Source organism: Bacillus sp. 1735sda2, from assembly GCF_024159245.1.
GTDB lineage: Bacteria > Bacillota > Bacilli > Bacillales > Bacillaceae > Bacillus > Bacillus pumilus_O.
On sequence record NZ_JAMYWZ010000001.1, the window covers coordinates 3683151 to 3707633 of the forward strand.

General features: G+C 43.1%; 26 protein-coding genes. 10 read left to right on the forward strand and 16 right to left on the reverse strand.

Annotation, left to right across the window (positions count from 1 at the left end):
- Positions 1-11: 11 nt before the first annotated feature.
- The 3 genes from NKR21_RS19290 to pta form a co-directional block, all read right to left on the reverse strand.
- A complete protein-coding gene (locus NKR21_RS19290; protein WP_144455306.1) occupies positions 12-683 on the reverse strand; it encodes an RraA family protein in 672 nt (223 codons plus the stop codon).
- Positions 684-827: 144 nt separating this feature from the next.
- Positions 828-1679, reverse strand: coding sequence for a MurR/RpiR family transcriptional regulator (locus NKR21_RS19295; protein ID WP_088002994.1), 852 nt, complete (start codon positions 1677-1679; stop codon positions 828-830).
- A gap of 115 nt (positions 1680-1794) precedes the next feature.
- Positions 1795-2766 (reverse strand): phosphate acetyltransferase, encoded by a 972-nt coding sequence (gene pta, locus NKR21_RS19300; RefSeq protein WP_144455304.1) that lies wholly within the window; start codon positions 2764-2766, stop codon positions 1795-1797.
- Between the two features lie 240 nt (positions 2767-3006).
- On the opposite strand from pta, the gene hemQ reads away from it, so the two are divergent.
- Positions 3007-3777 (forward strand): hydrogen peroxide-dependent heme synthase, encoded by a 771-nt coding sequence (gene hemQ, locus NKR21_RS19305; RefSeq protein WP_012011624.1) that lies wholly within the window; start codon positions 3007-3009, stop codon positions 3775-3777.
- 67 nt (positions 3778-3844) lie between these two features.
- Positions 3845-5005: an MFS transporter gene (locus tag NKR21_RS19310; RefSeq protein ID WP_144455302.1), complete on the forward strand. Its 1161-nt coding sequence runs from the start codon at positions 3845-3847 to the stop codon at positions 5003-5005.
- A 12-nt stretch (positions 5006-5017) separates the two neighbouring features.
- Here NKR21_RS19310 and NKR21_RS19315 read toward each other — a convergent pair whose 3' ends face one another.
- Entirely contained in the window at positions 5018-5497 is a 480-nt protein-coding gene (locus NKR21_RS19315; RefSeq protein ID WP_041816025.1) for an Lrp/AsnC family transcriptional regulator, read from the reverse strand.
- A gap of 145 nt (positions 5498-5642) precedes the next feature.
- Between NKR21_RS19315 and NKR21_RS19320 the strand changes: the two genes are divergently transcribed.
- The 6 genes from NKR21_RS19320 (at position 5643) to NKR21_RS19345 (ending at position 11743) form a co-directional block, all read left to right on the forward strand.
- Positions 5643-6875, forward strand: a complete 1233-nt coding sequence (locus tag NKR21_RS19320) for an MFS transporter (RefSeq protein WP_088002986.1) — start codon at positions 5643-5645, stop codon at positions 6873-6875.
- 149 nt (positions 6876-7024) lie between these two features.
- Positions 7025-7627, forward strand: coding sequence for a bacilysin biosynthesis protein BacA (locus NKR21_RS19325; RefSeq protein ID WP_088002983.1), 603 nt, complete (start codon positions 7025-7027; stop codon positions 7625-7627).
- Position 7628: 1 nt separating this feature from the next.
- Positions 7629-8336, forward strand: a complete 708-nt coding sequence (bacB, locus tag NKR21_RS19330) for a 3-((4R)-4-hydroxycyclohexa-1,5-dien-1-yl)-2-oxopropanoate isomerase (protein ID WP_144455299.1) — start codon at positions 7629-7631, stop codon at positions 8334-8336.
- Positions 8333-9094: an SDR family NAD(P)-dependent oxidoreductase gene (locus NKR21_RS19335; RefSeq protein ID WP_012011630.1), complete on the forward strand. Its 762-nt coding sequence runs from the start codon at positions 8333-8335 to the stop codon at positions 9092-9094. Before bacB ends, NKR21_RS19335 begins: the two co-directional genes overlap by 4 nt.
- 15 nt (positions 9095-9109) lie before the next feature.
- Positions 9110-10531: an alanine--anticapsin ligase gene (bacD, locus tag NKR21_RS19340; RefSeq protein ID WP_144455297.1), complete on the forward strand. Its 1422-nt coding sequence runs from the start codon at positions 9110-9112 to the stop codon at positions 10529-10531.
- Positions 10532-10549: 18 nt separating this feature from the next.
- Positions 10550-11743 (forward strand): pyridoxal phosphate-dependent aminotransferase, encoded by a 1194-nt coding sequence (locus NKR21_RS19345; RefSeq protein WP_186299613.1) that lies wholly within the window; start codon positions 10550-10552, stop codon positions 11741-11743.
- A 14-nt stretch (positions 11744-11757) separates the two neighbouring features.
- Here the strand turns inward: NKR21_RS19345 and NKR21_RS19350 are convergent, their stop codons facing one another.
- From NKR21_RS19350 to NKR21_RS19405, 12 genes are all read right to left on the reverse strand, one after another.
- Positions 11758-12549: an SDR family oxidoreductase gene (locus NKR21_RS19350; protein ID WP_301287579.1), complete on the reverse strand. Its 792-nt coding sequence runs from the start codon at positions 12547-12549 to the stop codon at positions 11758-11760.
- A 102-nt stretch (positions 12550-12651) separates the two neighbouring features.
- Entirely contained in the window at positions 12652-13107 is a 456-nt protein-coding gene (locus NKR21_RS19355; protein WP_088002438.1) for a dTDP-4-dehydrorhamnose 3,5-epimerase family protein, read from the reverse strand.
- Positions 13100-13954, reverse strand: coding sequence for a dTDP-4-dehydrorhamnose reductase (gene rfbD, locus NKR21_RS19360; protein WP_144455291.1), 855 nt, complete (start codon positions 13952-13954; stop codon positions 13100-13102). Before rfbD ends, NKR21_RS19355 begins: the two co-directional genes overlap by 8 nt.
- Before the next feature lie 3 nt (positions 13955-13957).
- Positions 13958-14923: a dTDP-glucose 4,6-dehydratase gene (gene rfbB, locus NKR21_RS19365; RefSeq protein ID WP_106029496.1), complete on the reverse strand. Its 966-nt coding sequence runs from the start codon at positions 14921-14923 to the stop codon at positions 13958-13960.
- Positions 14920-15660: a sugar phosphate nucleotidyltransferase gene (locus NKR21_RS19370; RefSeq protein ID WP_012011637.1), complete on the reverse strand. Its 741-nt coding sequence runs from the start codon at positions 15658-15660 to the stop codon at positions 14920-14922. Before NKR21_RS19370 ends, rfbB begins: the two co-directional genes overlap by 4 nt.
- A 2-nt stretch (positions 15661-15662) precedes the next feature.
- Positions 15663-16691: a PseG/SpsG family protein gene (locus NKR21_RS19375; RefSeq protein WP_012011638.1), complete on the reverse strand. Its 1029-nt coding sequence runs from the start codon at positions 16689-16691 to the stop codon at positions 15663-15665.
- Entirely contained in the window at positions 16688-17428 is a 741-nt protein-coding gene (locus NKR21_RS19380; protein ID WP_012011639.1) for a cytidylyltransferase domain-containing protein, read from the reverse strand. Before NKR21_RS19380 ends, NKR21_RS19375 begins: the two co-directional genes overlap by 4 nt.
- Positions 17418-18542, reverse strand: a complete 1125-nt coding sequence (locus tag NKR21_RS19385) for an N-acetylneuraminate synthase family protein (RefSeq protein WP_012011640.1) — start codon at positions 18540-18542, stop codon at positions 17418-17420. The genes NKR21_RS19380 and NKR21_RS19385 overlap by 11 nt, the downstream gene beginning before the upstream one ends.
- Before the next feature lies 1 nt (position 18543).
- Positions 18544-19419, reverse strand: a complete 876-nt coding sequence (locus tag NKR21_RS19390; protein ID WP_012011641.1) for a GNAT family N-acetyltransferase — start codon at positions 19417-19419, stop codon at positions 18544-18546.
- Positions 19416-20594 carry a DegT/DnrJ/EryC1/StrS family aminotransferase gene (locus NKR21_RS19395; RefSeq protein WP_119125535.1) on the reverse strand — a complete coding sequence of 393 codons (1179 nt, stop codon included), beginning with the start codon at positions 20592-20594 and terminating at the stop codon, positions 19416-19418. The genes NKR21_RS19390 and NKR21_RS19395 overlap by 4 nt, the downstream gene beginning before the upstream one ends.
- A 21-nt stretch (positions 20595-20615) precedes the next feature.
- Positions 20616-22028, reverse strand: coding sequence for a capsular polysaccharide export protein, LipB/KpsS family (locus NKR21_RS19400; protein ID WP_119125536.1), 1413 nt, complete (start codon positions 22026-22028; stop codon positions 20616-20618).
- A gap of 6 nt (positions 22029-22034) precedes the next feature.
- The gene (locus tag NKR21_RS19405) at positions 22035-22805 is read right to left on the reverse strand and encodes a glycosyltransferase family 2 protein (protein ID WP_162900863.1); all 771 of its coding nucleotides are present in this window, start codon (positions 22803-22805) and stop codon (positions 22035-22037) included.
- Positions 22806-22980: 175 nt separating this feature from the next.
- Here NKR21_RS19405 and NKR21_RS19410 point away from each other — a divergent pair, with 175 nt between their 5' ends.
- Both NKR21_RS19410 and gerQ read left to right on the forward strand, forming a co-directional pair.
- Positions 22981-23655 (forward strand): YIP1 family protein, encoded by a 675-nt coding sequence (locus NKR21_RS19410; RefSeq protein ID WP_012011645.1) that lies wholly within the window; start codon positions 22981-22983, stop codon positions 23653-23655.
- Positions 23656-23878: 223 nt separating this feature from the next.
- Complete coding sequence (gerQ, locus tag NKR21_RS19415; protein ID WP_012011646.1) at positions 23879-24421, forward strand: spore coat protein GerQ; 543 nt, start codon at positions 23879-23881, stop codon at positions 24419-24421.
- Positions 24422-24483 lie beyond the last annotated feature (62 nt).

Sequence of the window (24483 nt, forward strand, 5' to 3'; positions counted from 1 at the left end):
ACAGATCCCCCCTATCCTTGGAATTTTTTCATTTTGCCCTCTAGCCATGCAGGTGCTAGGAGACTGATATCCTGCTTTTCTTCGCTTATATAATGTTGAATGGTTTTTAATCTTTGATGTTCATATGCTTGTTTCTCTTCAGCCAGAGACAGCATCACTTCTGCTTTCTCCTTCGGGACAATCACTACTCCATCATCATCTGCAACGACCAAGTCACCTGGTGATACTTTGACCCCTCCACACGAGATGATTTCATTCAATTCACCAGGTCCATCTTTAAAGGGTCCATTCGGCATGAATCCCTTACTATAGATTGGAAAAGCTAATTCCTCTAAAGCGACTTTATCGCGGACAAGACCGTCGATCACGATTCCTTCTATCCCTACAGCCTTTGCAGCACCTGCCATCAATTCCCCTAAATATGCATGACCCTTATGATCTTTCCCATCAACGATGAGTATATCGCCTACTTGCGCAGAATAAATCGCTTGGTGAAGAAACAAATTATCCCCTGGCCGTAAGCTCACGGTAAAAGCTGTGCCGACGATATTCATGCCTCTCGCAACTGGTTTGATTTGATGATCCATCGCGCCGGTGCATCCCATCACGTCTGACAGCAAGGTCGAGTTAAGCTTTCTTGCCCTAGCTATAAGATCATTTGACACGAAATGAACAGTACTCATTGTTTCCATCATCCCCTTTGAGTTATATCCATTACATTTAATTAATTTAAAGTAATATATATTACTTTTGTGATATGATCATACCACCTCATTTTCAAATAGTAAAGCGCTTTCAAAAAAAATAAAAAATGAGTTATCACACGACTAATGTGTTGTGTGATAACTCATTTTCGTTAACATATGATTGATTTGATCTAAACGTGGTTTGGTTCTTTCTGGATCATTCATCGCTAATGCACTTAAAATGAAATCGACGATAAAGATAGCAGATACGACAGAGTTATGAGAGCCTACACTTGCTGAGGAACATGGTAATACATATTGTGCATATTTAGTTAGTGGTGAGCTGTAGCTGTCTGTGATTAAAAGCACTTCCACCCCATAAGACTTCGCTGCTTCCATCAAATCCTTCATACGCTTTGCATAGCGCGGATAGCTGACAGCTATAATGAAATCACCTGAGTTGAAATGAACCAAATCATCCACCCAGTCACTTTGATCTGCATCAATATACTGGCAATTGCCTAATAGCCGATTGATTCCGAACGACATGTATTCGCCAACAGGCCTTCCACTTCGGACACTTGTACACAAAACATGGCGCGCGCTAGCTATTTTCCCAACAATTTGCTGAAAGGTTTCTTCCGTGATATTGTCCAAGGCGTACTGGATATTTTGAAATTGCAGTTCTACATGGTTATGCAGGAGCTGACTCTTATTTGAATGCTTAAGATTCGCTTCAAGTCTCGTTTGAGGATCGGCTTTATGCTTCATAGCTGATTGGAGCTCTTTTTGAAACTCAGAAAAACCGGAATACCCCACAGCAGCAGAGAATCGCATAATGGTTGCTGTACTCGTCCCGACTTTTGACGCCAGTTTATCGACAGTTAAAAAAGCGACCTCCATTGGATGTTGTACGATATAATCTGCAATTCTCCTCTGTGCATCGGTTAATTCTGCGACCTTATGCTGAAGCTTATGTATTAAATCCTCCATTTTAGCACCTGCCCATCCTATCGACTTTATCTCTCTTTATTGTACACATTTGACCAATATAAAAAAACAGCCAACACGAATCTATCGCGCTGACTGCTTTAACGATGATACTATTTTATAGTGCTTGAGCTGCTGTGATAAGCGCAAGGTTGTAAACGTCTTCGGCATTACAGCCTCTTGAAAGGTCGTTTACTGGCTGGTTTAAGCCTTGCAAGATTGGACCTACAGCTTCAAAGTTACCTAAGCGCTGTGCAATTTTGTAGCCGATGTTTCCAGCTTCTAGGCTAGGGAAAACAAATACGCTAGCATCGCCTTTAATAACGGAATCTGGTGCTTTTTTCGCTGCTACTGAAGGAACGAAAGCTGCATCGAATTGGAATTCTCCATCAAGTACAAGCTCAGGTGCCTTTTCTTTTGCAATCCGAACTGCTTCAGATACTTTTTCTGTTTCGTCTGATTTTGCTGAGCCTTTTGTAGAGAAGCTAAGCATTGCCACACGTGGTTCGATGTCGAACATTTTGGCTGTGTTTGCACTTTCGATGGCAATTTCAGCTAGATCTTGGCTGTCTGGTGCAATGTTGATTGCACAATCAGCAAACACATATTGCTCTTCGCCACGAGCCATGATGAAGACGCCAGAAGTTTTCTTTACGCCTTCTTTTGTTTTAATGATTTGAAGTGCTGGGCGTACTGTGTCAGCAGTTGAATGTGCTGCACCGCTCACAAGTCCGTGTGCAAGACCTTTGTACACAAGCATCGTACCAAAGTAGTTTTCATCTAGTAATGCTTTTCTTGCTTGCTCTTCTGTTGCTTTGCCTTTACGTCTTTCGACGAAAGCTTGTACAAGCTCTTCAAAACCTTCATATGTATGAGGATCATACACGTCAACACCATCAAGTGTAAGACCTAATTCTTTTGCTTTTGCTTCAACTTCTTGTGTTTTACCTACAACAATTGGCTGCAAGACTTTGCCATCTGCTAGTTTTTGAACGGCTGTTAGAATGCGTTCGTCCATTCCCTCAGGAAAAACGATCTTTACTCCTTTACCTGCAACCTTTTCCTGAACTGTTGAAAAAATATCTGCCACTTATATACCCTCCTTGATTTTACAAAAAAAGCGTTCTTTTTTAAGCATACTCTTCTTCTACATAAATTCAAACTACCAACTTACATTATAGCGCTTACAAATTAAATTCTTATTTTTCAAACTAATTAAATCAATTTCCATAATAACTCACTTCGCCGTTCAAGTTTTGATCACATCTTCATTTGGACAAACTATGTTATAGTTGGAACAGATGGAAAACTGTTAATAGGAGTGAAATAAATGAGCGAACAACATACAACCAATGAAGCAGCTCAAACACTAGACGGCTGGTATGCACTACATGATTTTAGAACCTTTGACTGGACAGCTTGGAAGCTGCTGACAAGTGATGAGCGTCAAGCGATTCTTCATGAGTTCACAGGTCTATTAGAAAAATGGAAAATAGCTGAGCACGATAAGACTGGAAGCCAAACAATCTATAGTATTGTCGGCCAAAAAGCAGATATTATGCTCATGATTTTGCGTCCAACCATGGAAGAACTGGGTGAAATTGAACTTGAATTCAACAAGACACGACTAGCAGAGTTTACGATCCCAGCTTATTCGTACGTTTCAGTTGTTGAACTTAGCAACTACTTAGCAGGAGGCGGAGATGGCGGAGATCCTTACGAGAACCCGCATGTACGTGCGCGTCTATACCCAGAGCTCCCTTCTTCTCAATACGTGTGCTTCTATCCAATGGATAAAAGACGTTCCGGCAATGACAACTGGTACATGCTCTCCATGGATGAGCGTAAATCACTTATGAGAAGCCACGGCTTAATTGGCCGAAGCTATGCTGGAAAAGTAAAGCAGATCATTACAGGCTCCGTCGGTTTTGATGATTATGAGTGGGGCGTCACTCTATTCTCTGACGATGTGCTTCAATTCAAAAAATTGGTTTATGAAATGCGCTTTGATGAAGTCAGTGCACGCTACGGCGAATTCGGTTCCTTCTTTGTCGGAAACCGATTAGCAAACGAGCAGCTGGCGTCTTATTTTCATGTATGATAAACTCTTAAGGCTTCGGATCTTTCCGAAGCCTTTTTATGTATTTTTTTAGAAGGGTGATCACATCATGAAAAACTTTCCCATCGCTATTTTTGCTTTAACGCTCGGTGCGTTTTCGATTGGCATGACTGAATTTGTTATTATGGGACTTTTACCAAACGTTGCTAACGACCTTAATGTATCTATCTCTGCTTCAGGGCAGCTGATTACTGGATATGCACTTGGTGTGGCAGTTGGCGGACCTATTTTAACGTTATCGACTGGGAAAATGTCGAGGAAACGTCTTCTCATTTTATTAATGATCCTGTTTGTGGCGGGAAATGCTGTCGCTGCTGTATCAACCTCTTATGGTCTATTAATGGCGGCACGTATTTTAACATCATTTGCTCACGGGACCTTCTTTGGTGTCGGAGCGATCATGGCGGCACGGCTTGTGCCTAAGGAGAAAAGTGCAAGTGCGATCAGCTTCATGTTTACAGGACTGACGGTCGCCAATGTACTGGGTGTACCGTTCGGTACCTTCATTGGAAATCAATTCGGCTGGCGTATGTCATTTCTCGTCATTGCCGTCATTGGACTCATTTCCTTAATCGGTATCATCAGCTTAGTACCCAATCAATCGAAGGAAGAAGTACTGGATATTCGAAATGAAGTGTCTGTTTTGAAAAAGCCACAAGTACTCGTCTCCTTTGCAATGACGATCTTTGGTTTTGCAGGTGTATTTACAGCTTTTACGTATATTAGCCCGATCCTGCTACAAGTGACTGGTTTTCAGGAAAATGGGGTGACGCTCATCCTTGTTCTTTTCGGACTTGGGGTCACCATCGGAAATTTAGTTGGTGGAAAGCTTGCCGACTGGAAGCTGATGCCAAGTATTATCGTGTCACTGATTCTGCTGATAGCTGTCCTATTATTGTTTATAATCACTTCAGAATTCAAAGTGCCTGCTGTGCTGACCATTTTTGTGTGGGGAATCATTTCATTTATTCTTGTTCCTACATTGCAATATCGCACAATGAACATGGCACATGAAGCACCGACACTCGCATCAACGCTTAGTCATTCTGCCTTTAATATCGGGAATGCCGGCGGTGCAGCGCTTGGCGGTCTTGCTATCGAGCTTACACATTTACAGCTTGTACCGTTATTTGCTGCAGCTGTAACCTTCATTGGACTCATCATTACAATCATGAGCGATCAGTCAGACAGACGTACAAAAAGGACCTGAGGCAGGTCCTTTTTATTTCATCACGGTCATTTCTGGCTCTTCTATTTGTTTCACACGTTCCTGAACTGGGTGGGAAAAGGAGTGCTCGGATAAGACGATATGAGATACGGTTTTTGTAAACCCAGACACTGCCTGAATAAAGGCTTCAATTTCTTCAAGGGACGCGACTGACAGCTTAATGAAAAAGCATGACTGCCCTGCCACTCGATACGCAAAAAAAGCGCGTGGGTGCTGATTCATAAAAGCCACAAAACGTTGATACTCCCCGTTTAGCACTGTGACTTCCAGCAGGCAGTCAATCATAAGCCCTAATTTTTTATAGTTCACCTGAACCGAATACCCTTCGATAATCCCTGCATCCTCTAATTTACGCACTCTTTCTGCTACCGCAGGGGCGGATAAATTGACTCGTTTGGACAATTCCCTCATAGATAAGCGGGCATCTTCTTTCAATTCATTTAAAATATGCACATCAACATCGGTGATTTTCATTCGTACCTCTCCTATCCAAAAATCGTTCCATTTGAAAAGTATTTTATGATAATACTTATGATGCGAAATGTAAAATAAAACTAAATAATGGTAGAATTTATTTTAACGGAATTGAATGAAAAAGCAAGTATGGAGGGATCACCTGATGAAAGAATCTTTAGACAGCCAGGCTTCTCAAACATTTCCCATCACACTTGCCATTGCGCTGACACTTGGCGTCTTTGCGGCGGGATCGGAAGAACTGGTGATTTCACCACTGCTACCTGATTTATCAAACTCCTTTCAGCACTCTCTTGATATTCTCGCTCTTTCCATCAGCATTTATGGGTTAGCTGTGCTGGTTGGAGCCCCACTGCTTGTTCCTTTAGGGGACCGGTATTCAAGGGAGCTATGTCTGATCATCGGTCTTTCTTTCTTTTTGATTGGGACCGTGATGTGTGCGGCTGCCCCGAATTTGGCCGTGTTTTTTGCCGGCCGTGCTATTTCTGGGCTTGCGACCGGTGTATTTGTGCCAACAGCCTATGCGCTTGTGGGCGACCGGGTGCCTTATGAGTATCGAGGCAAAGTGATGGGACTCATTGTGTCGAGTTGGTCTCTTTCTCTTGTCCTTGGTGTACCAATTGGCGCCTTCATCGGGCAGAGTTTAAACTGGCGATGGACCTTTTGGATTTTCGCCTTCATGAGTCTCTTTGTCCTGCTACTCGTCATCCTTGAATCTCGTAAACAAACCGCCACAGCGAATACAGGAACACCTCAAGCTAAGGAGAAAGCCGGCTCTTTATGGGGAGCTTTAAAAATTGATCGTGTCCCCGCCTATTTGACTGTGACATTTTGTAATATGCTTGGATTTTATGGCATGTACTCATTTTTAGGAGCGTATTTGCAAAGTTTGTTTTCTGGAGGACAATCAACCGCTGGCCTTCTGATCATGGCTTATGGCGTCGGCTTTTCTATGAGTGTATTTACAGGGAAATTAGCAGACTGGTTTGGCAAAACTCGTTCTCTATTTTTTGTGCTGGGCGGCATTACACTCGTTCTCGCCTTACTTCCTTATGCTCCTTTCTCATGGACATTGCTGATTTTTGCCCTATTTATTTGGGGTGCCATGCAAAGTTTATCTGTCACGCTTTTGAGCACTGTTTTAAGTGACTGCTCCCAAACCCACCGAGGCAAAGTGATGGCATTTTACAGCCTTGCGTCAAATCTTGCCGTTATGCTTGGTTCCGCTCTGATGGGACCAGTCTATGTCCATTTCGGCTATCATACGGTAGGGCTTCTATGTGCTCTCATTACGCTCGTTGGTTTTCTTATTAGCTTCGTCAGCTATAAACGTGAACGAACCTTACAGCAGAAACATAAAAACACAATTGAAACGTAAGCTCCACCCACTGCACATCAAGGTATGTGCAGTTTTTTAGATCAATTTTTAATATCATCATAAAATACATTTTTTATAAATTTTGTTGACAATTGCCAATTTTATTTTTTATAATCTAGTAAAAATTTGAAAAAGATTGGATGGTAAACATGATCTTAAAGAATGATGTTTTTCATTTCAAAGAAGAGCCCATCGTTTCACCTAAGATGTTTACAGTCAATACACTAGGCCCTAAGGGGACAAGCAGTGAATACGCAGCAAAACATTTCATCTCTCATTCCACCACTACACTCGGCACTCAAACGAAACTATCCCTTTACGACTCGTTCGAAACTTGCATTGAACATACTCTCTCTCACGCACTCCAATACACTCTCGTTCCACACGCATACGAAGGAATCAAACACTTCTACATGAGACCTGACCTACAGCTTTTACAAATTTTCAGATGTGACACACCCATGTACGGTTTGGCTGTCAGACCAGATTTTCCATTTCATGAACAAATGCTCCACCATTTAAAAATTGTCTCTCACCCTGCACCTGTCAATTTGATTCAATATTTCATTCACCAAAATGCTGAATTTGAGCTAGTCAATTCAACAAGTACTGCCGCACAAAAAGTAAGAGACGGCGAATTTGATTTCGCTTTAACCAATGAGGTAGCCAGAGCCACATATGGCCTCACCTTCGTTCGAACGTTTAAAAGCATCCCTATGAGCTGGTCCATATTCGGAAAAGGAGAGATATAATATGCAAACTGAACAAAAGACGCAAGAACGATATTTTCCACAAGCCAAGAAAATAGAATGGGAGAATGGTGTCACACAATATTCCACAGTCAGAGGTGATACGGAAGTATTAATCTCATACGTCCCTCCTCACACGATCATTGAACCTCACGAGCATCCCGAAGCACAAATCGGCATCGTATTAAAAGGCGAGCTTCAAATGACGGTCGGCCCATCGATCCAATTACTCACCCCTTTAGAATCAGCCTATATCGCACCACCTTTTATCCCTCACGGCGCTTCTAACCTAACAGATGAAGAAGTGATTGCTATTGATATTAAAAGATTAAAAGATGGCGAGGAATACACAGCGCCTCCTACTTATTTCTTAGACATTTTCAAAACACGGGATTTACTACCTGGCATGGAAGTGACCTTCTTTGTTGAGGATTGGATGGAGCTCATGATTGCCAACATTCCTGGAAATGGCGGAGAAATGCCTTTTCACAAACACCGTAATGAACAAATCGGCATTTGCATCAGCGGAGGTTATGATATGACCATTGAAGGCTTTACAGAGAAAATGGCATTTGGTACTACCTACTTCTGTGACCCTAAGGAAGATCACGGGGCGATAAATCCAAAGCCGGAAGCCTCAAAATCTATTAATCTCTTCTTTCCTCCCCGCTATAATCGGTTGAAGCCAAAAGAGTCGAAGGTGAAGAAATGAACCTTGCCGGAAAAGTCGTCTTGATTACAGGAGGTGCATCGGGGATTGGGCTTGCCGCAGTCAAGCTTTTCCTTGAGCACGGAGCAATAGTCGCAGTGGCCGACATCAATGAAAAAAGCGGCAAACAACTCGTTGAATCATTACCGCACGAGCATCTTGCGTTTTTCAAAACAGATATTACGAATGAATCTGACTGTCAAAAAACCGTTCAGTCTGTGCTGAACCAGTTTGGAACAATCGATGTACTGATTAACAATGCAGGCATTGAAATCGTCTCGCCTGTTCACGAGATGACGCTAGAGGATTGGAATCACATTGTGCAGGTCAACCTGACGGGTGTCTTTCTCATGAGTAAGCATACTTTGCCACATATGCTTGAAAAGAAAAGCGGAAGTATCATCAATACTGGATCTGTCGGAGGTCTTGTCGGCTGGCCTGACATCCCTGCCTATAACGCAACAAAGGGCGGTGTCATCCAGTTGACCAAATCGATGGCGGTCGACTATGCCGCCCATCAAATCAGGGTGAACTGTATCGCTCCAGGTATTATTGATACGCCATTAAATGAAAAATCCTTTGTAGACAATCATTCAGAAAGTCTTGAGGTTGTTAAGAAGGAAAAAGCAAAGGTGAATCCATTACGTCGTCTCGGAAAACCAGAAGAAATTGCGGGCGTCATGCTGTTTCTCGCCTCTGATCTATCCAGCTATATGACTGGAAGTGTTGTCACAGCAGATGGCGGTTACACCGCTAGATAAAAAGGAGTGCTTTCATTGAGTAAAAAAACCGTACTTGTCATTGCTGATCTGGGAGGATGCCCCCCCCATATGTTTTATGAAAGCGTGGCTGCATCGTATCATATCGTTTCTTATATCCCGAGACCCTTTGCTATTACAAAGGGACACGCTGAGCTAATCGAAAAATACTCTATTGCGGTCATCAAAGATCGGGATTATTTTGATACAAATCCTTCTTTTGAACACCCTGATTCGATTTATTGGGCACATGATGATTATCTGAAATCAGAGGAAGAGGTGGTCGATGACCTCGTTCGTGTCGCTTCCTTTTTCAAAGCAGATGCGATTACCACCAATAATGAATTATTCATTGCACCAATGGCAAAAGCTGCAGAGCGACTTGGGCTGCGCGGCGCCGGGGTAAAGGCAGCTGAATTAGCGCGTGATAAAAGCCAAATGAGGGCTGCATTCAACGAGGCTGGGGTCAAAGCAGTGAAAACTAAGCCTGTCACAACTTTAGCTGATTTTCAGCAAGCTATTGAGTATATCGGGACACCGCTTATTTTAAAGCCTACATATTTAGCAAGCTCCATTGGCGTGACCCTTTTTCATGATCGTGCCGGCAGTGATGATCTCTTTTTACGCGTACAATCCTATTTGCAAACCATCCCCGTTCCAAACGCTGTGACGTATGATGCACCGTTTGTCGCTGAAACGTACTTAGAGGGTTCTTACGAGGATTGGTATCAAGACGACGGCTATTCTGATTATGTCAGTGTAGAAGGATTAGTTGTTGAGGGAGAATATATCCCATTTGTCATTCATGATAAGACCCCTCAAGTCGGATTCACAGAAACAGCTCATATCACTCCGTCGATCCTAGACAATGAAGCGCAGCACCTCATCATTGAGGCAGCAAAAAAAGCAAATGAGGGGTTAGGACTTGAAAACTGCGCCACTCATACAGAGATCAAGCTTATGAAACATCGGGAAACTGGATTAATTGAATCAGCAGCTAGATTTGCTGGCTGGAATATGATTCCGAATATCAAAAAAGTCTTTGGGGTCGATATGGCCAAGCTGCTCATTGATGTATTAGTCGATGGAAAAAAAGCTGATTTGCCAAAAGAACTACTTTCTGGTCATACGCATTATGTAGCAGATTGTCATTTATACCCTCAGCATTTCAAAGAGAGCGGACACATTCCACCTGAGGTCACACACATCACCATTGATCATGTGTATATTCCGCAGGACACTTTAGTTGGAGATACTGTCATCATCAGTGAATCCACTCCTCCTAAAGGAACTTTTGTCGATTTGTCTTTATTTGAAGCCTTTAATGGCATCGTGTCTCTTGAATTAAAAGGGTCGTCATCTCAGGATGTTGCCGCCTCCATCCGTAACATTCAAAAGCAGGCATCCATTCAGTTAATGGATGAATTAGTGAAGGGATAAGAAAGAGAGGATATCGTGGTGAAGATCTTACCATCTAACATGATTGAACGGCTGCCAGAACAAAAATTTGGAACCGTGTTTGAGAAAATAGCGCATAAAACACTACAGGGAGCGAACATCATTAACCTTGGTCAGGGAAATCCCGATCTTCCGACCCCTGCACATATTGTGAGTGCCCTTCAAGAAGCAGCAGGCTCTTTGCCATTTCAGCAATATGCACCTTTTAGAGGCTTTGACTTTTTCAAGCAAGCCATTGCGGATTTCTACAGAAAGGAATTCGGTATCGAGGTTGACCCGAAGAAGGAAATTGCCCTTTTCACTGGAGGAAAAACAGGCCTTTATGTAATGAGTCAGTGTCTGCTTGATCCAGGGGACATTGCCCTTGTCCCCGATCCTGGATACCCAGAATATCATTCAGGTATCTTAATGGCAGATGCAAAGCCATACTGCATCCGGCTAGAAGAGGAAAATGGCTATTTGCCGAATTTCTCATCAATTGATCCAGGCGTGTTAAAAAAGGCAAAGGTCCTTTTCTTAAATTATCCGAATAACCCAACAGGTGCGGTGGCAAATGAGGCTTTTTTTGAAGAGGCTGCGGCATTTGCCTCTACTCACGGTCTTCATGTGATTCATGATTTTGCTTATGGCTCCTTTCATTACGAGCAAAAACCTATAAGCTTTCTAAAAGCTCCTCTTGGAAAAAACGTAGGCGTGGAACTATATTCTTTATCCAAAACATTCAATATGGCAGGATGGAGAGTCGCTTTTGCTGTAGGCAATGAGGACATCATTCATGCCATTAACGCTTTCCAAGATCATGTATTTGTCAGTATGTATGGTGGATTTCAGCATGCCGCCACCGTCGCTTTACAAAGTGATAACTCTCATATTCAATCTTTGAAAGAAGTCTACCTTGAGCGAATGGCTTTCTTCATCCGTCAAGCGGAGAAGCAGCTTGGCTGGACCATTGAACGTCCAGCCGGCGCCTTTTATTTGTGGGCACCGATTCCTGATGAATTCGAGGATTCCCATACCTTTGCCGACTATTTACTCGAGCATGCAGATGTCGTCGTGACCCCTGGGGGTGTGTTTGGCACACACGGAAGACGTCATGTCCGCATCTCAATGGTGGCGCCAATTGAACAGCTTGCCCTTTTTATCGATCGGCTGCATATCCTGCCGATTTGCTTTCATCAAAAAACCCGCATATAGCGGGTTTTTCATATTTATATACTTTTCATCGAACCACCATCGACAGATATTTGTTGTCCAGTGACATAAGAGGCTTCCTCTGATGCAATAAATGTCGCCAATGAAGCCATTTCACTCGCTGAACCTACTCTTTGCATCGGGATCCCTGATGCAACAGCCTGTACAGCTTCTTCGCGTGATAATGACTGCGCACGCATCATGTTTTCGATAAATTGTTCATACCGATCTGTAGCAATAAATCCCGGGTTTAAACAATTCACTGTGATCCCTGAAGGTGCAAGCTGCGAGGCTGCATTTTTACTAGCATTGATGATGGCTGCATTCATCATACTGTTCGTAAACATTTGATGACCAGGTTCCTTCCAAAGGTTCCCAACAATTTGAATGATCCGTCCATATTCATGTCTTTTCATCATCACTGCCGCGCGTTTCATCATATCAATGTACGCAAGAGCTTTCTGAGAAAATGCTGCCAGCATCTGCTCGCTTTCACATGAATCAAAAGTATCTGGCTTCCCTCCTGGAATGTTATTAATCAACACATCCAGTCTGCCAAACTCTTTATGTATTGCCGCAAAGGCCTCAGCTCGCACTCCTTCATGTGACATATCGCCACAGAAAAGAGACACCGGCTCCTTTGTTTCTGCCATACGTTCAATGTGCTGCCGCGTATCTTCTAGTGAGGATTGATTTCTAGAATTGATGATGACCTTTATATGGTCCTGGGCGGCAAGCTTTATGGCGATTGCCTTTCCAATCCCTGTACTTGCCCCTGTTACAAATGCAATTCTTTTAGACAAACTCATCCACATCCCTTTTCTGCTCAACTTATAAAAATACATAAAATGACACTTATAGAATGTATTTCAACAAAAAAAGACCTTTCTCCTGCGAAAGGTCTCTGTTCTTTATTTAAATGTCGTTTCCCAATCAAATCCGATTGTCTCGTCATTCCAAGCGATTCTCTTTTCATCTGGGTTTTTCGGGTCATAGGATTCTGTCGTGAAATACACAATTTGCAATGGTGTCTCACCTAGTACCCGGTAACCATGTGCGACACCCTTTGGGATAAGGAGTAGCATTGGATTATCTTCCCCCATATAATACACATCGGTTTGCCCCCTTGTAGGAGAGTCCTCACGCAAATCGTATAAAACGACCTGAGCATGACCTACTGGGAAAAACCAAACGTCATCTTGCTTTTCATGATAATGAAAGGCTTTGATCACTCCTGGAAAGCTTTTCGACCACGATGCCTGCCCAAAACGTTTCAGCAATGGCTCATCATCTCGAATGAGCTCTGCAAAAAAGCCGCGATCATCACAATGTTTCATGAGTTTTTTCGTTTGTACACCATCAATCATGCTGATGCCATCTCCCTTCTTTCTGCAAATATTCATGAAGCGCATCCTTCCAATGTCTCGGCTGCCAACCTGTAGCTTCAATCGCTTGAAGGTCTAATACAGAATAGGCTGGGCGAGGCGTTTGGAATCCATACTCTTCCGTGGAAATTGGCTCAATGGTCGTAGACAGGCCGCTTTTTGCCACAATTTCTGACGCAAAGTCAAACCAGGAACAGCTTTCTCTGTTACTGACATGATAAATTCCTGCCTGTTGATCAAACAAATGAATGATGGCCTCTGCGACATCCTTTGTATAAGTAGGTGAACCTATTTGGTCGTTCACGATGCGCAATTGATCCTTTGTTTCTGCGAGCCGAAGGATGGTATTCACAAAATTTTGTCCCTCATGTCCGTATAGCCACGAGGTACGAATGATTTTCACTTCGTCTGATACAAGATGAATCAATTCCTCACCAAGCTTTTTACTTTTTCCATAAATGGTTTGAGGATCTGCTTGTGCATCAACTTTGTAAGGCGTATCTGCTTGCCCGTCAAACACATAATCTGTACTGACATGTAACACATCAGCCCCTATGTTTTTAGCCTCAAGCGCTGTATAGTAGGCGCCAATGCCATTAACAAGATACGCCTTTTCCGTTTCTGTTTCACACTGATCTACAGAGGTATATGCTGCTGCACTGACAACAATATGAGGTCGAAAATGTCTCATTGCGTGTCTGACTGCTTGCTGGTCTGCGATATTGAGCATGCTTCTCGTTAAGGCAATGACGGTGATGTCTTTCTCCTTGAGCTGTCTGCTCAATTCTTTCCCTAGTTGCCCGCCTGCACCGGTGATTAAAACTTTCATCCGTCACCCTTCTTCGCTCTGATCATATTTGGTACGATACCAATTGATCGTTTTTTCAATACCTGCTTCAAATGACGTCAACTGCGTCCAGCCAAGCTCTCGTTTTAGTTTACTGGCGTCAATCGCATACCGTCTGTCATGTCCTTTTCGGTCTTCAACAAACGCAATACGGTCATGACTGATCCCGAGCTGCGTCAGAATGGTCTTGGTCAAATCAAGATTCGTTTTCTCGTTGCCACCGCCGATATTGTACACTTGCCCAGCTGTTCCGTTTTCAAGGACCTGCTTTACAGCTTTCGCATGATCCTCAACATACAGCCAATCGCGAATCTGCTGGCCGTCCCCATAAATCGGGATCTTTTCTCCATTGATTGCTTTTCTAATAATCGTCGGTATTAATTTTTCTTCATGCTGATATGGTCCGTAGTTGTTGCTGCATCTTGTGATCATGGCGGGTAATTGGTGAGTGTGGATATAAGATTTCACAAGCAGGTCTGAACTTGCCTTGCTTGCAGAATAAGGATTATTCGGTGAAAGTGGTGTTTGTTCTGTGAAAGCTGGGTCATCTAGCTCCAAATCTCCATATACTTCGTCTGTTGAAATATGAATAAGCTTTTTCGCCTTTCCTTTTAAGACTGCCTCCAGCATACGATAAGTGCCGAGCACATTTGTTTGAATAAACGGCTCTGCCGATTCAATACTGCGATCAACATGGGATTCCGCTGCAAAATGAATGATAGCATCATAGACTTCATCAAACGCTTGATCCAGCTCATGTTGAAGGGTGATATCTCCTTGAATAAAACGAAAATGAGACAGCTTTAATAATTCATCCATCTCTTCTGGATGACTGGCATATGTTAACTTGTCAAAAACAGTGAGCCGGACATCTGTTTCCTGAAGCAGCAGCTTCACAAAATTCAGTCCAATAAATCCCGCTCCGCCTGTAATTAAATAAGACTTCGTCATTCGTATCCCTCTTTTTTCTTCATCGTTTCAAACATTTTCGTTGATGCTTGGTGGAGAGATTCATGTGTTCCTGCATCAATCCACCACCCTTTTAACATATCATAGGTCAGCTGACTATTTGAGATATAGAGATTGTTTACATCTGTAATCTCTAATTCGCCTCGATCTGATGGCGAGATTTTCTCAATATATTGAAAGACTTCTTGATCATAAAAATAGATACCCGTGACGCAGTAGGATGAACGCGGATGCTCCGGTTTTTCCTCAATTGATACTATTCGTTGGTGGACGGCATCAATTTCTGCAATGCCAAACCGCTTTGGATCTGTCACTTCTTTCAACAAAACCTTCGCACCGCTTTCTTGCCGCTGAAAGGCGTCAACGAAAGGGCTCAGAGAATCTTCAAATACATTATCACCAAGCATGAGTACAAACTTTTCACCTTCTACAAATGGCTTTGCATAGGACAAACCGTCTGAAATTCCAGAAGCTTCAGGCTGTACTTGATACACGATGTTCATCCCAAGTTCCTGATCACCTTCAAGCAGTTTTTGAAACAACGGGATTTGTTCTGCTTGTGATATGACCATGACATCTAAAATTCCCGCTTCTTTCAATTTGAACAATGACCAATAAATCATCGGATATGGGCCAACCGGCAATAAATGTTTATTGAAAATCTTTGTTAAGGGTGCCAGTCGTGATCCCTTTCCTCCTGCTAAAATAACTCCCTTCACATCTACACATCCTTATGTTCTTTTTGGTGATGATTCATGAGGTATATAAGAATGTTTTTCACTCGTTCGGTTCCTTTTCCATCAATGAGTGACCGTCCATTAAGGTGAATGCTCCTACGGAGAAAATAGCTACCGGACAGCCTTCGAACAGCACGCCATATATCCTTTTCATCCACAAGGCGACCTAACCCAAGATGATAGCAGGCTCCCTTTTGTGCAAAACGAGTGGCTGTTACTGCTTGGTGGTCTACTTGTGAAAGGACAATGCTAGGCACCCCGATACAAACGGCCTCATATAACGTCATCCCACCAGCAACAATCGCTAGATCGGCTTCGGCAAGATGGGCAGATAATTGATCCGTATGGCGAATGAATTGAATATGTGTAGCCTTGATTTTTTCTTCGATGCGAGAGGCTTTTCCTGTAACCGCTAGAATGTGTAAATGGCCGGCTTCGCGAAGTGCTGATACAGCCTTTGTTAATAACCCTTCAGGATCACTGCCTCCAAGGCTGATCACTACTTTCTTACATTCTTTGCGAACCTCATATGTGTCTTTTAATTTGCTGATCTCGTGATCTAACAATAAATAAGGTGTTCCATAAAAGTAGTCCGTGCCATTTACTTGCAGGTGCTTTTCATCCAGTCCACCATAAATGCCGTTTACAACAGCATCAGCAAGCTGGCAAGCTTCTGTTCTTTCCTCTTCAAATAAGACCAATTTTGCATTGCTGGAGGATGCTTTGATCGATCGAAGGAGCTGAAGTTCACAATGAAGGACATCGATCAACAGAAGATCAGGATTTATCTCTTTTATGTCCTGCTCTATCTGAAGGATTACATTTGATTCCTTCACCAAATGAACATGCCACGCTGAATGCGAGAGCATTTCTACACAAACCTGTTCATTTGTATAGAAATACAAGTCGTTTCCTTCTTGAATCAGTTCCTTTGCCAGCCGTTTCATTCTAACGACATGCCCCATTCCTCTTAAAAAACCACCGTACACAACAATCATGATTTTTTTGTTCATTCAGCATCCTTCTGCTTCACAAATTGATTCAACCGAACCATATCAGGATCCTGTTCACAAATGGTGATGAGTTCAGCTGTAGGCACCGCATTAGACCCACCGGCTTTTTCAAGTAAACGGGTGGCAAATACGTAATCTTCTTCTGTATCAATCGTGAATCGATAAGCAGGATATGCGAGTTCTTTGGGCGGTGTGAATAATTGCAGTTGAAATTGCTCAGGGTGCTTTCGGATATACAGCGTGACATGCTCACGCTCTGGTTGCGTAAGGGGAAAATTGTCGATTTCACGTAAAATAGTTGCGTTGATCATTTCCCCGGAAATACCGAGTGGTGTTCCGGTCGTATACGTGTAGTCCGCCTTCTTCTGTTTATGTTCTTCAAGCATTTTCGACAAAAGCTCTGGATCTATAAATGGATTATCTCCCGTTAAACGTACAATGATTTGTGGTTCAAAATGTTGAGCTATCTTTGCGAAGCGCTGCAATACATCCATCTCACTGCCACGAAATACCTTATAGCCCTTTGATAAACAATAATGAGCCAATAGATCATCTTCTGCTTCGACTGTTGTGGCGATCATGAGGTTTTGCGTTTTGTGATTGTAATGGTCTGATTGCTTTACCCGTTCAACGATAAAATCGATCAATGCCATACCACCGATCGGCTTCATCACCTTTTTTGGCAGTCTTGTTGAGCCCATTCTAGCCTGTATGACAAAGAGCACATCATTGATCATTTGCAGACTCCTGCATGAGCACATCTTTCCACGAAATCCCTGTATGGGCTGGAATGTCTCTGACAGCTTTTGCCCCCAGTAAAATCTCCATGTACCGCGGATGAAGACCTTGGCTTTTTTGTCCTGGACGTAATACGGCTAGATTTTCTTCGGTCAATGTCTCGCCCTTTGCAATCCCTCTTGTCGTAAAAATCCCTCGATACGCAAATTCACGAATCTGCCCTTCAATGGCTGTTGTCGTTTTAAAAGAACTGCCAAGGAGATCCTCTGACACAGAATGAGCATCAGTTTCTGATTGATTTCGCTTCTTTTCCGCCGTTCGAATATGCTGAACCATTTCCTTTAATTCTTCTGGATCGAGCGCAAAGGAGTGATCGGCGCCAGGAAGTGTCTTATCTATTGTAAAATGCTTTTCAATCATGGCTGCCCCAAGTTTCACAGCAGCAACAGGAGCTTCAGTAGGATGTTCACTATGATCAGAAAAGCCGATGACCGCCTCAGGAAAAGCGGAGGCTAAGGTTTGGAGCACACGAAGATTCGTGAAAGCTCTAGGTGCTGGATACTTTGCCACGCAATGCATGATGGCGACCTGATCGTTTTGCTCGCTTGTAATCGCCTCATATGCTTCATGAACATCTGCAATAGTGGCGCCGGCAGTTGAGAAAATGATGGGCTTTTGAAAAGAAGCTGTGTGACGTAAAAGAGGCAAATGATTGATCTCATAGGATGCCAGTTTAAAAGCTGGCGGATCGGTTTGATTTAATAAATCCGCAGATTCCTCGTCACACACTGTGCTTAAAAAGAGCAGCCCTTTTTCCGCGCAGCGTGACAATAACACCGGTAACCATTCTGGCGGCAGCTCCATTTGTTCGACTAAGGAAAAAATGGACACCTCTTCTCCCTTGGCTGTTTCGTATAAACCCGGTTCCTTTTGATACATCCGATCAGCTTGAAACATTTGAAACTTCACTGCATCGGCACCTGCTTCTTTTGCCACATCAATTAAAGCAAGCGCCTGATCCAGCTTCCCATCATGGTTAATGCCTGCCTCTGCAATGATAAAGACAGGCGCACCATCCCCCACTTTGCGATCTCCAATGTAGAAATGCGCCATCTTACCTCTCTCCTTTTTTCGGCCATACATGGTAATACAAAAAAGAATTTTTTGTTCTAAAGCCCAGCTTTTCGTACAGCTGAATGGCGGTTGTGTTATGCATCTGAGTTCCGGCCGACATAAATCGGTGCCCTCTCTCATAAGAGGCTTTCACCATTGCCATCACCAGCTTCTTTCCGAGTCCTTTTCCTTGTGCATCTGGTCTAATGGCAAGTAAATCAAGCACCAATTCATCGTCCTTTATCAACCCTTGGATCAAACCAACGATTTCATCATTCACCTTTGCTGCGAGATTGATATCTGCACGTCCGAGCAAATTATTTTTCATCCATTCTTGAAAGAAATGCTGGACCGCATTCTGGTCTAAAAAAGGATCAAGTGCATACCGGCTTTTCACAAAAGCCTGATAAGCGAGTGACACCGCCTCATCGTATTCCTTTTCATCCGGCAGACTGATGACCACATCTTCACTTGTTGATGGCATTTCCATGTGAACAGGCGGTGCTTCAAGACGAGTGAGACCGCCCACATAGTACACATGTGACAGCCTTTGGGCGATGCGGTTTTTTTCAACATCTGCCGCTTCAAGACGTAAAAAGAAAAAATCGCATTTTTCTGATCTCATCCAATTGATGAAGCGTTCCATCAATTCCTGAAAAGCAGATGCTGACTCAGCTGCCGCAAACTTCACATGAAAAATATGCTGATCAAATATGCCGCTTTCCCATTTTGACCAGTCGTATAACAGCACCGCTTTGAGCTGGGCGCCACTAACAAGGCCAAACTGTTTGAAGCCTTTCATTTGTTCAATTTGTTGACCGTATTTCTCAAGCCAAACGGATAACACCTGATCGTCTATTGCATGAACGACCTTCATAAAGATGCCTTCTGTTCTTTTAAAATAGACAGCACCGCAGCGATGACATCCTGCACATCTTCATCTGTCATACTTGGGTAAAGAGGCAGTGAGAGGGTCCGCTTGTAGTATGCGAGTGACTCAGGGAAATCCTCTGGTGAATAATGATAGGTTTGTTGATAGTATGGATGCAAATGAACAGGGATAAAGTGAACACTCGTGCCGATCTTATAGTCTTTTTGCAACCGATCAATCAGCTCATCACGTGTGATGAATGCTTCTTTCGGGTCCACTTGCAGTACATATAAATGCCATGCATGTCTGCCCTTTTGATGGACAGGCGGTAGGATCAGCCCTGTTTCTTTTTGAAATGCCTGATTGTATGCTTTCGCAATTAGTTCTCTCCGTGCTTGCATATCATCTAGACGGTTTAGCTGGACAAGTCCTAACGATGCCTGCACATCAAACATATTCATCTTATAGCCAGGTTCCTCGACCTCGTAGTACCACGTTCCTTTTTCTCCATAACGATTCCATGCTCCCTTGCTCATCCCATGGAGTGCTAGTTTTCTAATTCGATCGGCTAGTGCATCATCATTTGTCGTCAGCATGCCGCCTTCCCCGGTCGCTATGTTTTTCGTTGCATAAAAACTAAAGGCAGTCGCATCTCCAATCGCTCCAATCGGCTGCCCGTGATACGTCGTATGCAGGGCGTGAGCGGCGTCCTCGAGCACAAATAGATCGTACTTTTTAGCAATGGCTAGAATCCGGTCCATATCGCACGATTGGCCAGCAAAATGAACAGGGACAATGGCTTTTGTATATGGTGTAATCGCCTCTTCTAGTTTCTCTGCATCGAGGTTGAGTGTCGCTGGGTCAATATCGACAAATACAGGAGCTGCCCCTGTATGAATGATCGTATTGGCTGTTGCACAAAATGTCAGAGGCGTTGTAATCACCTCATCCCCATTCCCAATCCCTCTAGCTTTTAAGGCTAAAAATAAAGCAGCTGTACATGAATTGACAGCAATCGCATGTTTTGCACCAGTCAGCTTCCGAAACTCTTCTTCAAACTGTCTGACTTTTGGTCCGGTTGACAGCCAGCCTGATTTTAATGTTCCAATGACTTCCTCAATTTCTTCCTGCTCAATCAACGGCAGGGCATAAGGAAGAAATTGTTCTCTCTTTTTTTCCATATCGCTTGAACACCCCTATCTTCATCTCTGAAAATCTACACCTGTTTTTGTTTTAAGCAGAGAAAGCAGCACATCGGTCGATCGCGCATGCGGATAATGCTGTTTAATGAACTTAGCTCCTTGCTGCTTTGCCAGCTTCATCTCTTGATCATCCGATAAAATACGAATGGCTTTCTCAGCCAGTTCAACAGGGTTTTCCATATGATAGCTGCCAAGCGACTCGTAATAAGGGTATCTTCTGCCTTCTGTCATTTTCCCGATCAGCACACTCTTTTCAAAAAGCATTGCTTCAAGACCGACGGTTGATGTAAGCGTAATGACCATATCCATATATGGCAGCAGGTCATACAAGTCGATTTCTTTTTTAATCAGTCTCACATGATTTCCTGCGCGTTCAATGGACACATACTCATTTAATCGGTTTCGGGCAATTTCCCACGGATGCGGCTTCATGATCAACTGAATGTCTTTCCGTTTTGCAATTGTTTTAAGCACATCACCATAGAAGGCTTCTGAAAACGGCTGCGTCGCCACAAGTACGGTCTTTTTGGCAGGATTGAAGTTTAATTTACGAAAGATGAGTTCCTGCTGAAGCGGCGTTCGATCCTTCACCAAATCAAACCTTGGATGACCTGTGACCTCCACCTGTTCCGGTTGACAGCCTTTGTCTACATACCAGTCTTTTTCATACTTTCCAAACACCCCGTGGCACGTCGTAAAAATCGGTAAAAAGGCTTCGTCTCCCATAAGCGCGCCGTGCTGAAGACAGATACTCGTGAGCTGGCGTTTCACAGTTTGCAATGCAAGTACGCGGCTGTATGCATCCTCCGTTGTCCCCACAATAATGGCTGCAATTGGCTCCATCTGAAATAGCACTTCTGTCTGGTCAATGACATCAATAAATTGCACAATGTCCTTCCGAAGCTTTTCTCTAAAAAAGACATCGCCAAAGACGGGGTGCTTTGCGTAAGGTTTAAGGAGAGCATTTGCTTTCTCAATATATTCAGCATGGGCTTCTTTATTAACCTCTCCCGCTAATTCCGGCTTGCTGATGACAGGTAAACCGAAATAGTCTGCCTTCTTCCAGCGAGCAAGCACCACGGTTTGATTTGGATGGAACCGAGTGTAATTTTGTTCAGTAAAACGCAGATGTTCAAAATGAAGCAAGACCTTTCCATTCGCCGGATGATACGCAATACGCTTGATCTGCTGCTTATGTTGATCAAAAAATGGTTGAATCTCTCCCGGCAACGGACAATCGGTTGTCAATTCTTGACCGAATGCTTCATCCTCCATACGTTCCCTTACCTCAGGACTGATATATTGATAGAAATTGCTGATCAATCCAAGGGGAATTTGTCGATAGGACAAATCCTTCATGAGATTTACAAACTCAAAGTACACCTGCCAATAATGATGAATATAGTGCGACACTTAAGGTCACCTCCCATGTTTTTGTTTTAATATGTGGCGGAGTTCCCAGCAGGTAGACTGCTCAGGAAGTGCTTGAATAAAAGCACTTTTCTCTTCTTCCGCCAACTGATAGTGAATCGACTGCTCTGTGATGTAATTTGTATCTAACACTTCATCATAGGGATAGAACGGATAAAAATGATTTAATCGAAAAAAGAACCGAGCATCCCCTATTCGATAAAAATGCGGACTCTCGTCCCAGTAAGACCCAAATTCAGCATGGATTTTTGTTAAAATAGAAGCACGATGAACGACTGAGCAATGATCTATGGCACAAGGTGCATTCCATTGCACCGCTTGCGCAGGTCGAATCGTTTCCTTAACTGGCTCTTTTTTGCTATTTAAATAGATTACTTTTGAAGCAGAATAGACAATATCTTCACCTGGATGAGCATCTAAATAATGTGTGAGTTTCTCTAAACGGTCCGGGGCATAGACATTGTCATCTGTGGCATAGGAAATATACTCCCCCTTTGCTAGTTCTAAAGCTTGATTAATGAGGACAGCGTATCGGGTTTTCGCTGTTCTCTCCTCCAGCGATTTGACACCGCTTTGGATAAAATGAACACGGGGATCTTTGCGAAAGGGCTCAATTACAGCAAGGGTTTTTTCGTTTGAACCATCGTCCATGATAAATAGTTCAAAGTCTGACAGCGTCTGCTGCAAAATCGCTTCAATCGATCTGCCGACGTAAGCCGCCTTGTTGTAGCTCGTCATAATGACAGTTACTTTTGTCAAAGTTTTCACCTCGGTCTCTTTCAAACTATGGTTATCATATGTGTCTCCTCTTAAAGAGACTGTAGAGTGACCTATTTTTTATAAAATTGTATTTTTTTATTGATCTACCTTTGAAAAACGCGAACTTTTTGGTAATATAAGTAATCATTTGTGTGTATTAAAGGAGTAAAGAACATTGGAATCTATGAAGAATGATCACTCCCAAGAAGAGGAAGCAAAAGGTTTTTTTCGATTTTTCAAAATTTTCGTCGCAACAAAAACGATTATTCGCTCATATCAACATTCCTCTATTCCCATTTGGCTGATGATGCTCCTTGCAAGTATCGCTGGTACAGGCTGGGTCTACGAAGGGTATTTTAGCGATTATATGGGCAATCATATTCCATTCCCTTTTATTCTGTTACAAGGTGCGGGATATGGTATTCTAGCAGGCAATCTCGGTCTTTTTTTCGGTGTACTCATCCTAAAGTGGTTAGGGCGTCTTTTTTTCGGCAGTCAAACGGCATATCTAGATGTACTCAAAGCCTGCACGCTGACAATCTTTTTCCCTTCCTCTTTATTTGCACTCAGTTGGATTTTTACGATCGGATTGCTCGGTCCGTATACGTTTGTCAAAATCTCACCCTATTTAGATCAGCATTATGGAGTTTGGTATTATCTTAGTCTGTTGCCTCTGATTGATGCTTATGCGAAGACGTGGATATTTGGAATGACCGTTTTAGGCATTGTCGCTGTGATGAAGCTCAGATTATGGCAAGCCTTTCTCATTGTGATCACACCGCTTGCGGTATTTTTTCTTATCATGACTCTTTTATTTGATGTCCAGCGCGCTGTAAATTGGATGATGTAAGGAAGATTTCACATCATATTCGTAAGCAACGAAGCACAGACTTGACAAAGAATGCGAGGGTTTGCCCGCGCCTAAGGAACTGCACCGCAGTTCCTTTTTTTCGTTCAATGTACATATTCTGCCCACCTGTCTCATAGTGTGAAAGAGAGAAAGAATGCTATGGAAACAACAGGTGCTTAAGCGCCTTCTGTTTAGAACACCATGAGGAAAGAGGAGGAACGTTATGAAATTGAAAAATCAATTTGGGCAAGGTTCGGGTTTCGAAGGTCAAGATTTTCGCCAGCAACAATATGGAGCAAATCCGTATCCTGCGCAGCAGATGGGTTATTCAGTCCCTCCCCAAACGCAGGGTCAAATGCAAGGACAAATGCAGCAGGGATTTTCACCAATGCCGTCTACTGGTTCTTCACAAGGGGGGCAGGGCATGCAGAGCAGCGGGCAGCCGTATCAAATTCCTTCTGGACCCATTTATCAGCAGAATGTCACTGGTCAGCTGCCAATCGAACAGTCCTATATTGAAAATATTTTACGATTGAACCGCGGCAAGGTAGCCACGATTTATATGACGTTTGAGGCAAGTAAGGAGTGGAACTCGAAGATTTTCAGAGGCGTCATTGAAGCTGCAGGACGTGACCACATTATTATTAGCGATAACAAGACGGGAACACGATACTTACTATTAACGATCTATCTTGATTACATTACGTTTGATGGGGAAATTCAATACGACTATCCATACTCTATGTCCACGTATTCTCCGAGGTAGATAACGCCACACAAAAAGCAAGGAGCAGGTGCCCTTGCTTTTTTCTTTTGAGTAGGTTTTTG

Coding starts and splice junctions, on each gene's coding strand:
- NKR21_RS19295 (WP_088002994.1), bottom strand. CDS start 1,679: ATGGAGGATTTAATACATAAGCTTCAGCATAAGGTCGCAGAATTAACC.
- rfbD (WP_144455291.1), bottom strand. CDS start 13,954: ATGAAAGTTTTAATCACCGGTGCAGGCGGGCAACTAGGGAAAGAATTG.
- NKR21_RS19375 (WP_012011638.1), bottom strand. CDS start 16,691: ATGAACAAAAAAATCATGATTGTTGTGTACGGTGGTTTTTTAAGAGGA.
- NKR21_RS19310 (WP_144455302.1), top strand. CDS start 3,845: ATGAAAAACTTTCCCATCGCTATTTTTGCTTTAACGCTCGGTGCGTTT.
- NKR21_RS19385 (WP_012011640.1), bottom strand. CDS start 18,542: ATGGCGCATTTCTACATTGGAGATCGCAAAGTGGGGGATGGTGCGCCT.
- NKR21_RS19325 (WP_088002983.1), top strand. CDS start 7,025: ATGATCTTAAAGAATGATGTTTTTCATTTCAAAGAAGAGCCCATCGTT.
- NKR21_RS19335 (WP_012011630.1), top strand. CDS start 8,333: ATGAACCTTGCCGGAAAAGTCGTCTTGATTACAGGAGGTGCATCGGGG.
- NKR21_RS19290 (WP_144455306.1), bottom strand. CDS start 683: ATGAGTACTGTTCATTTCGTGTCAAATGATCTTATAGCTAGGGCAAGA.
- hemQ (WP_012011624.1), top strand. CDS start 3,007: ATGAGCGAACAACATACAACCAATGAAGCAGCTCAAACACTAGACGGC.
- NKR21_RS19320 (WP_088002986.1), top strand. CDS start 5,643: ATGAAAGAATCTTTAGACAGCCAGGCTTCTCAAACATTTCCCATCACA.
- rfbB (WP_106029496.1), bottom strand. CDS start 14,923: ATGACGAAGTCTTATTTAATTACAGGCGGAGCGGGATTTATTGGACTG.
- gerQ (WP_012011646.1), top strand. CDS start 23,879: ATGAAATTGAAAAATCAATTTGGGCAAGGTTCGGGTTTCGAAGGTCAA.
- bacB (WP_144455299.1), top strand. CDS start 7,629: ATGCAAACTGAACAAAAGACGCAAGAACGATATTTTCCACAAGCCAAG.
- NKR21_RS19380 (WP_012011639.1), bottom strand. CDS start 17,428: ATGATCAATGATGTGCTCTTTGTCATACAGGCTAGAATGGGCTCAACA.
- NKR21_RS19355 (WP_088002438.1), bottom strand. CDS start 13,107: ATGATTGATGGTGTACAAACGAAAAAACTCATGAAACATTGTGATGAT.
- NKR21_RS19350 (WP_301287579.1), bottom strand. CDS start 12,549: ATGAGTTTGTCTAAAAGAATTGCATTTGTAACAGGGGCAAGTACAGGG.
- NKR21_RS19395 (WP_119125535.1), bottom strand. CDS start 20,594: ATGGAAAAAAAGAGAGAACAATTTCTTCCTTATGCCCTGCCGTTGATT.
- NKR21_RS19390 (WP_012011641.1), bottom strand. CDS start 19,419: ATGAAGGTCGTTCATGCAATAGACGATCAGGTGTTATCCGTTTGGCTT.
- NKR21_RS19315 (WP_041816025.1), bottom strand. CDS start 5,497: ATGAAAATCACCGATGTTGATGTGCATATTTTAAATGAATTGAAAGAA.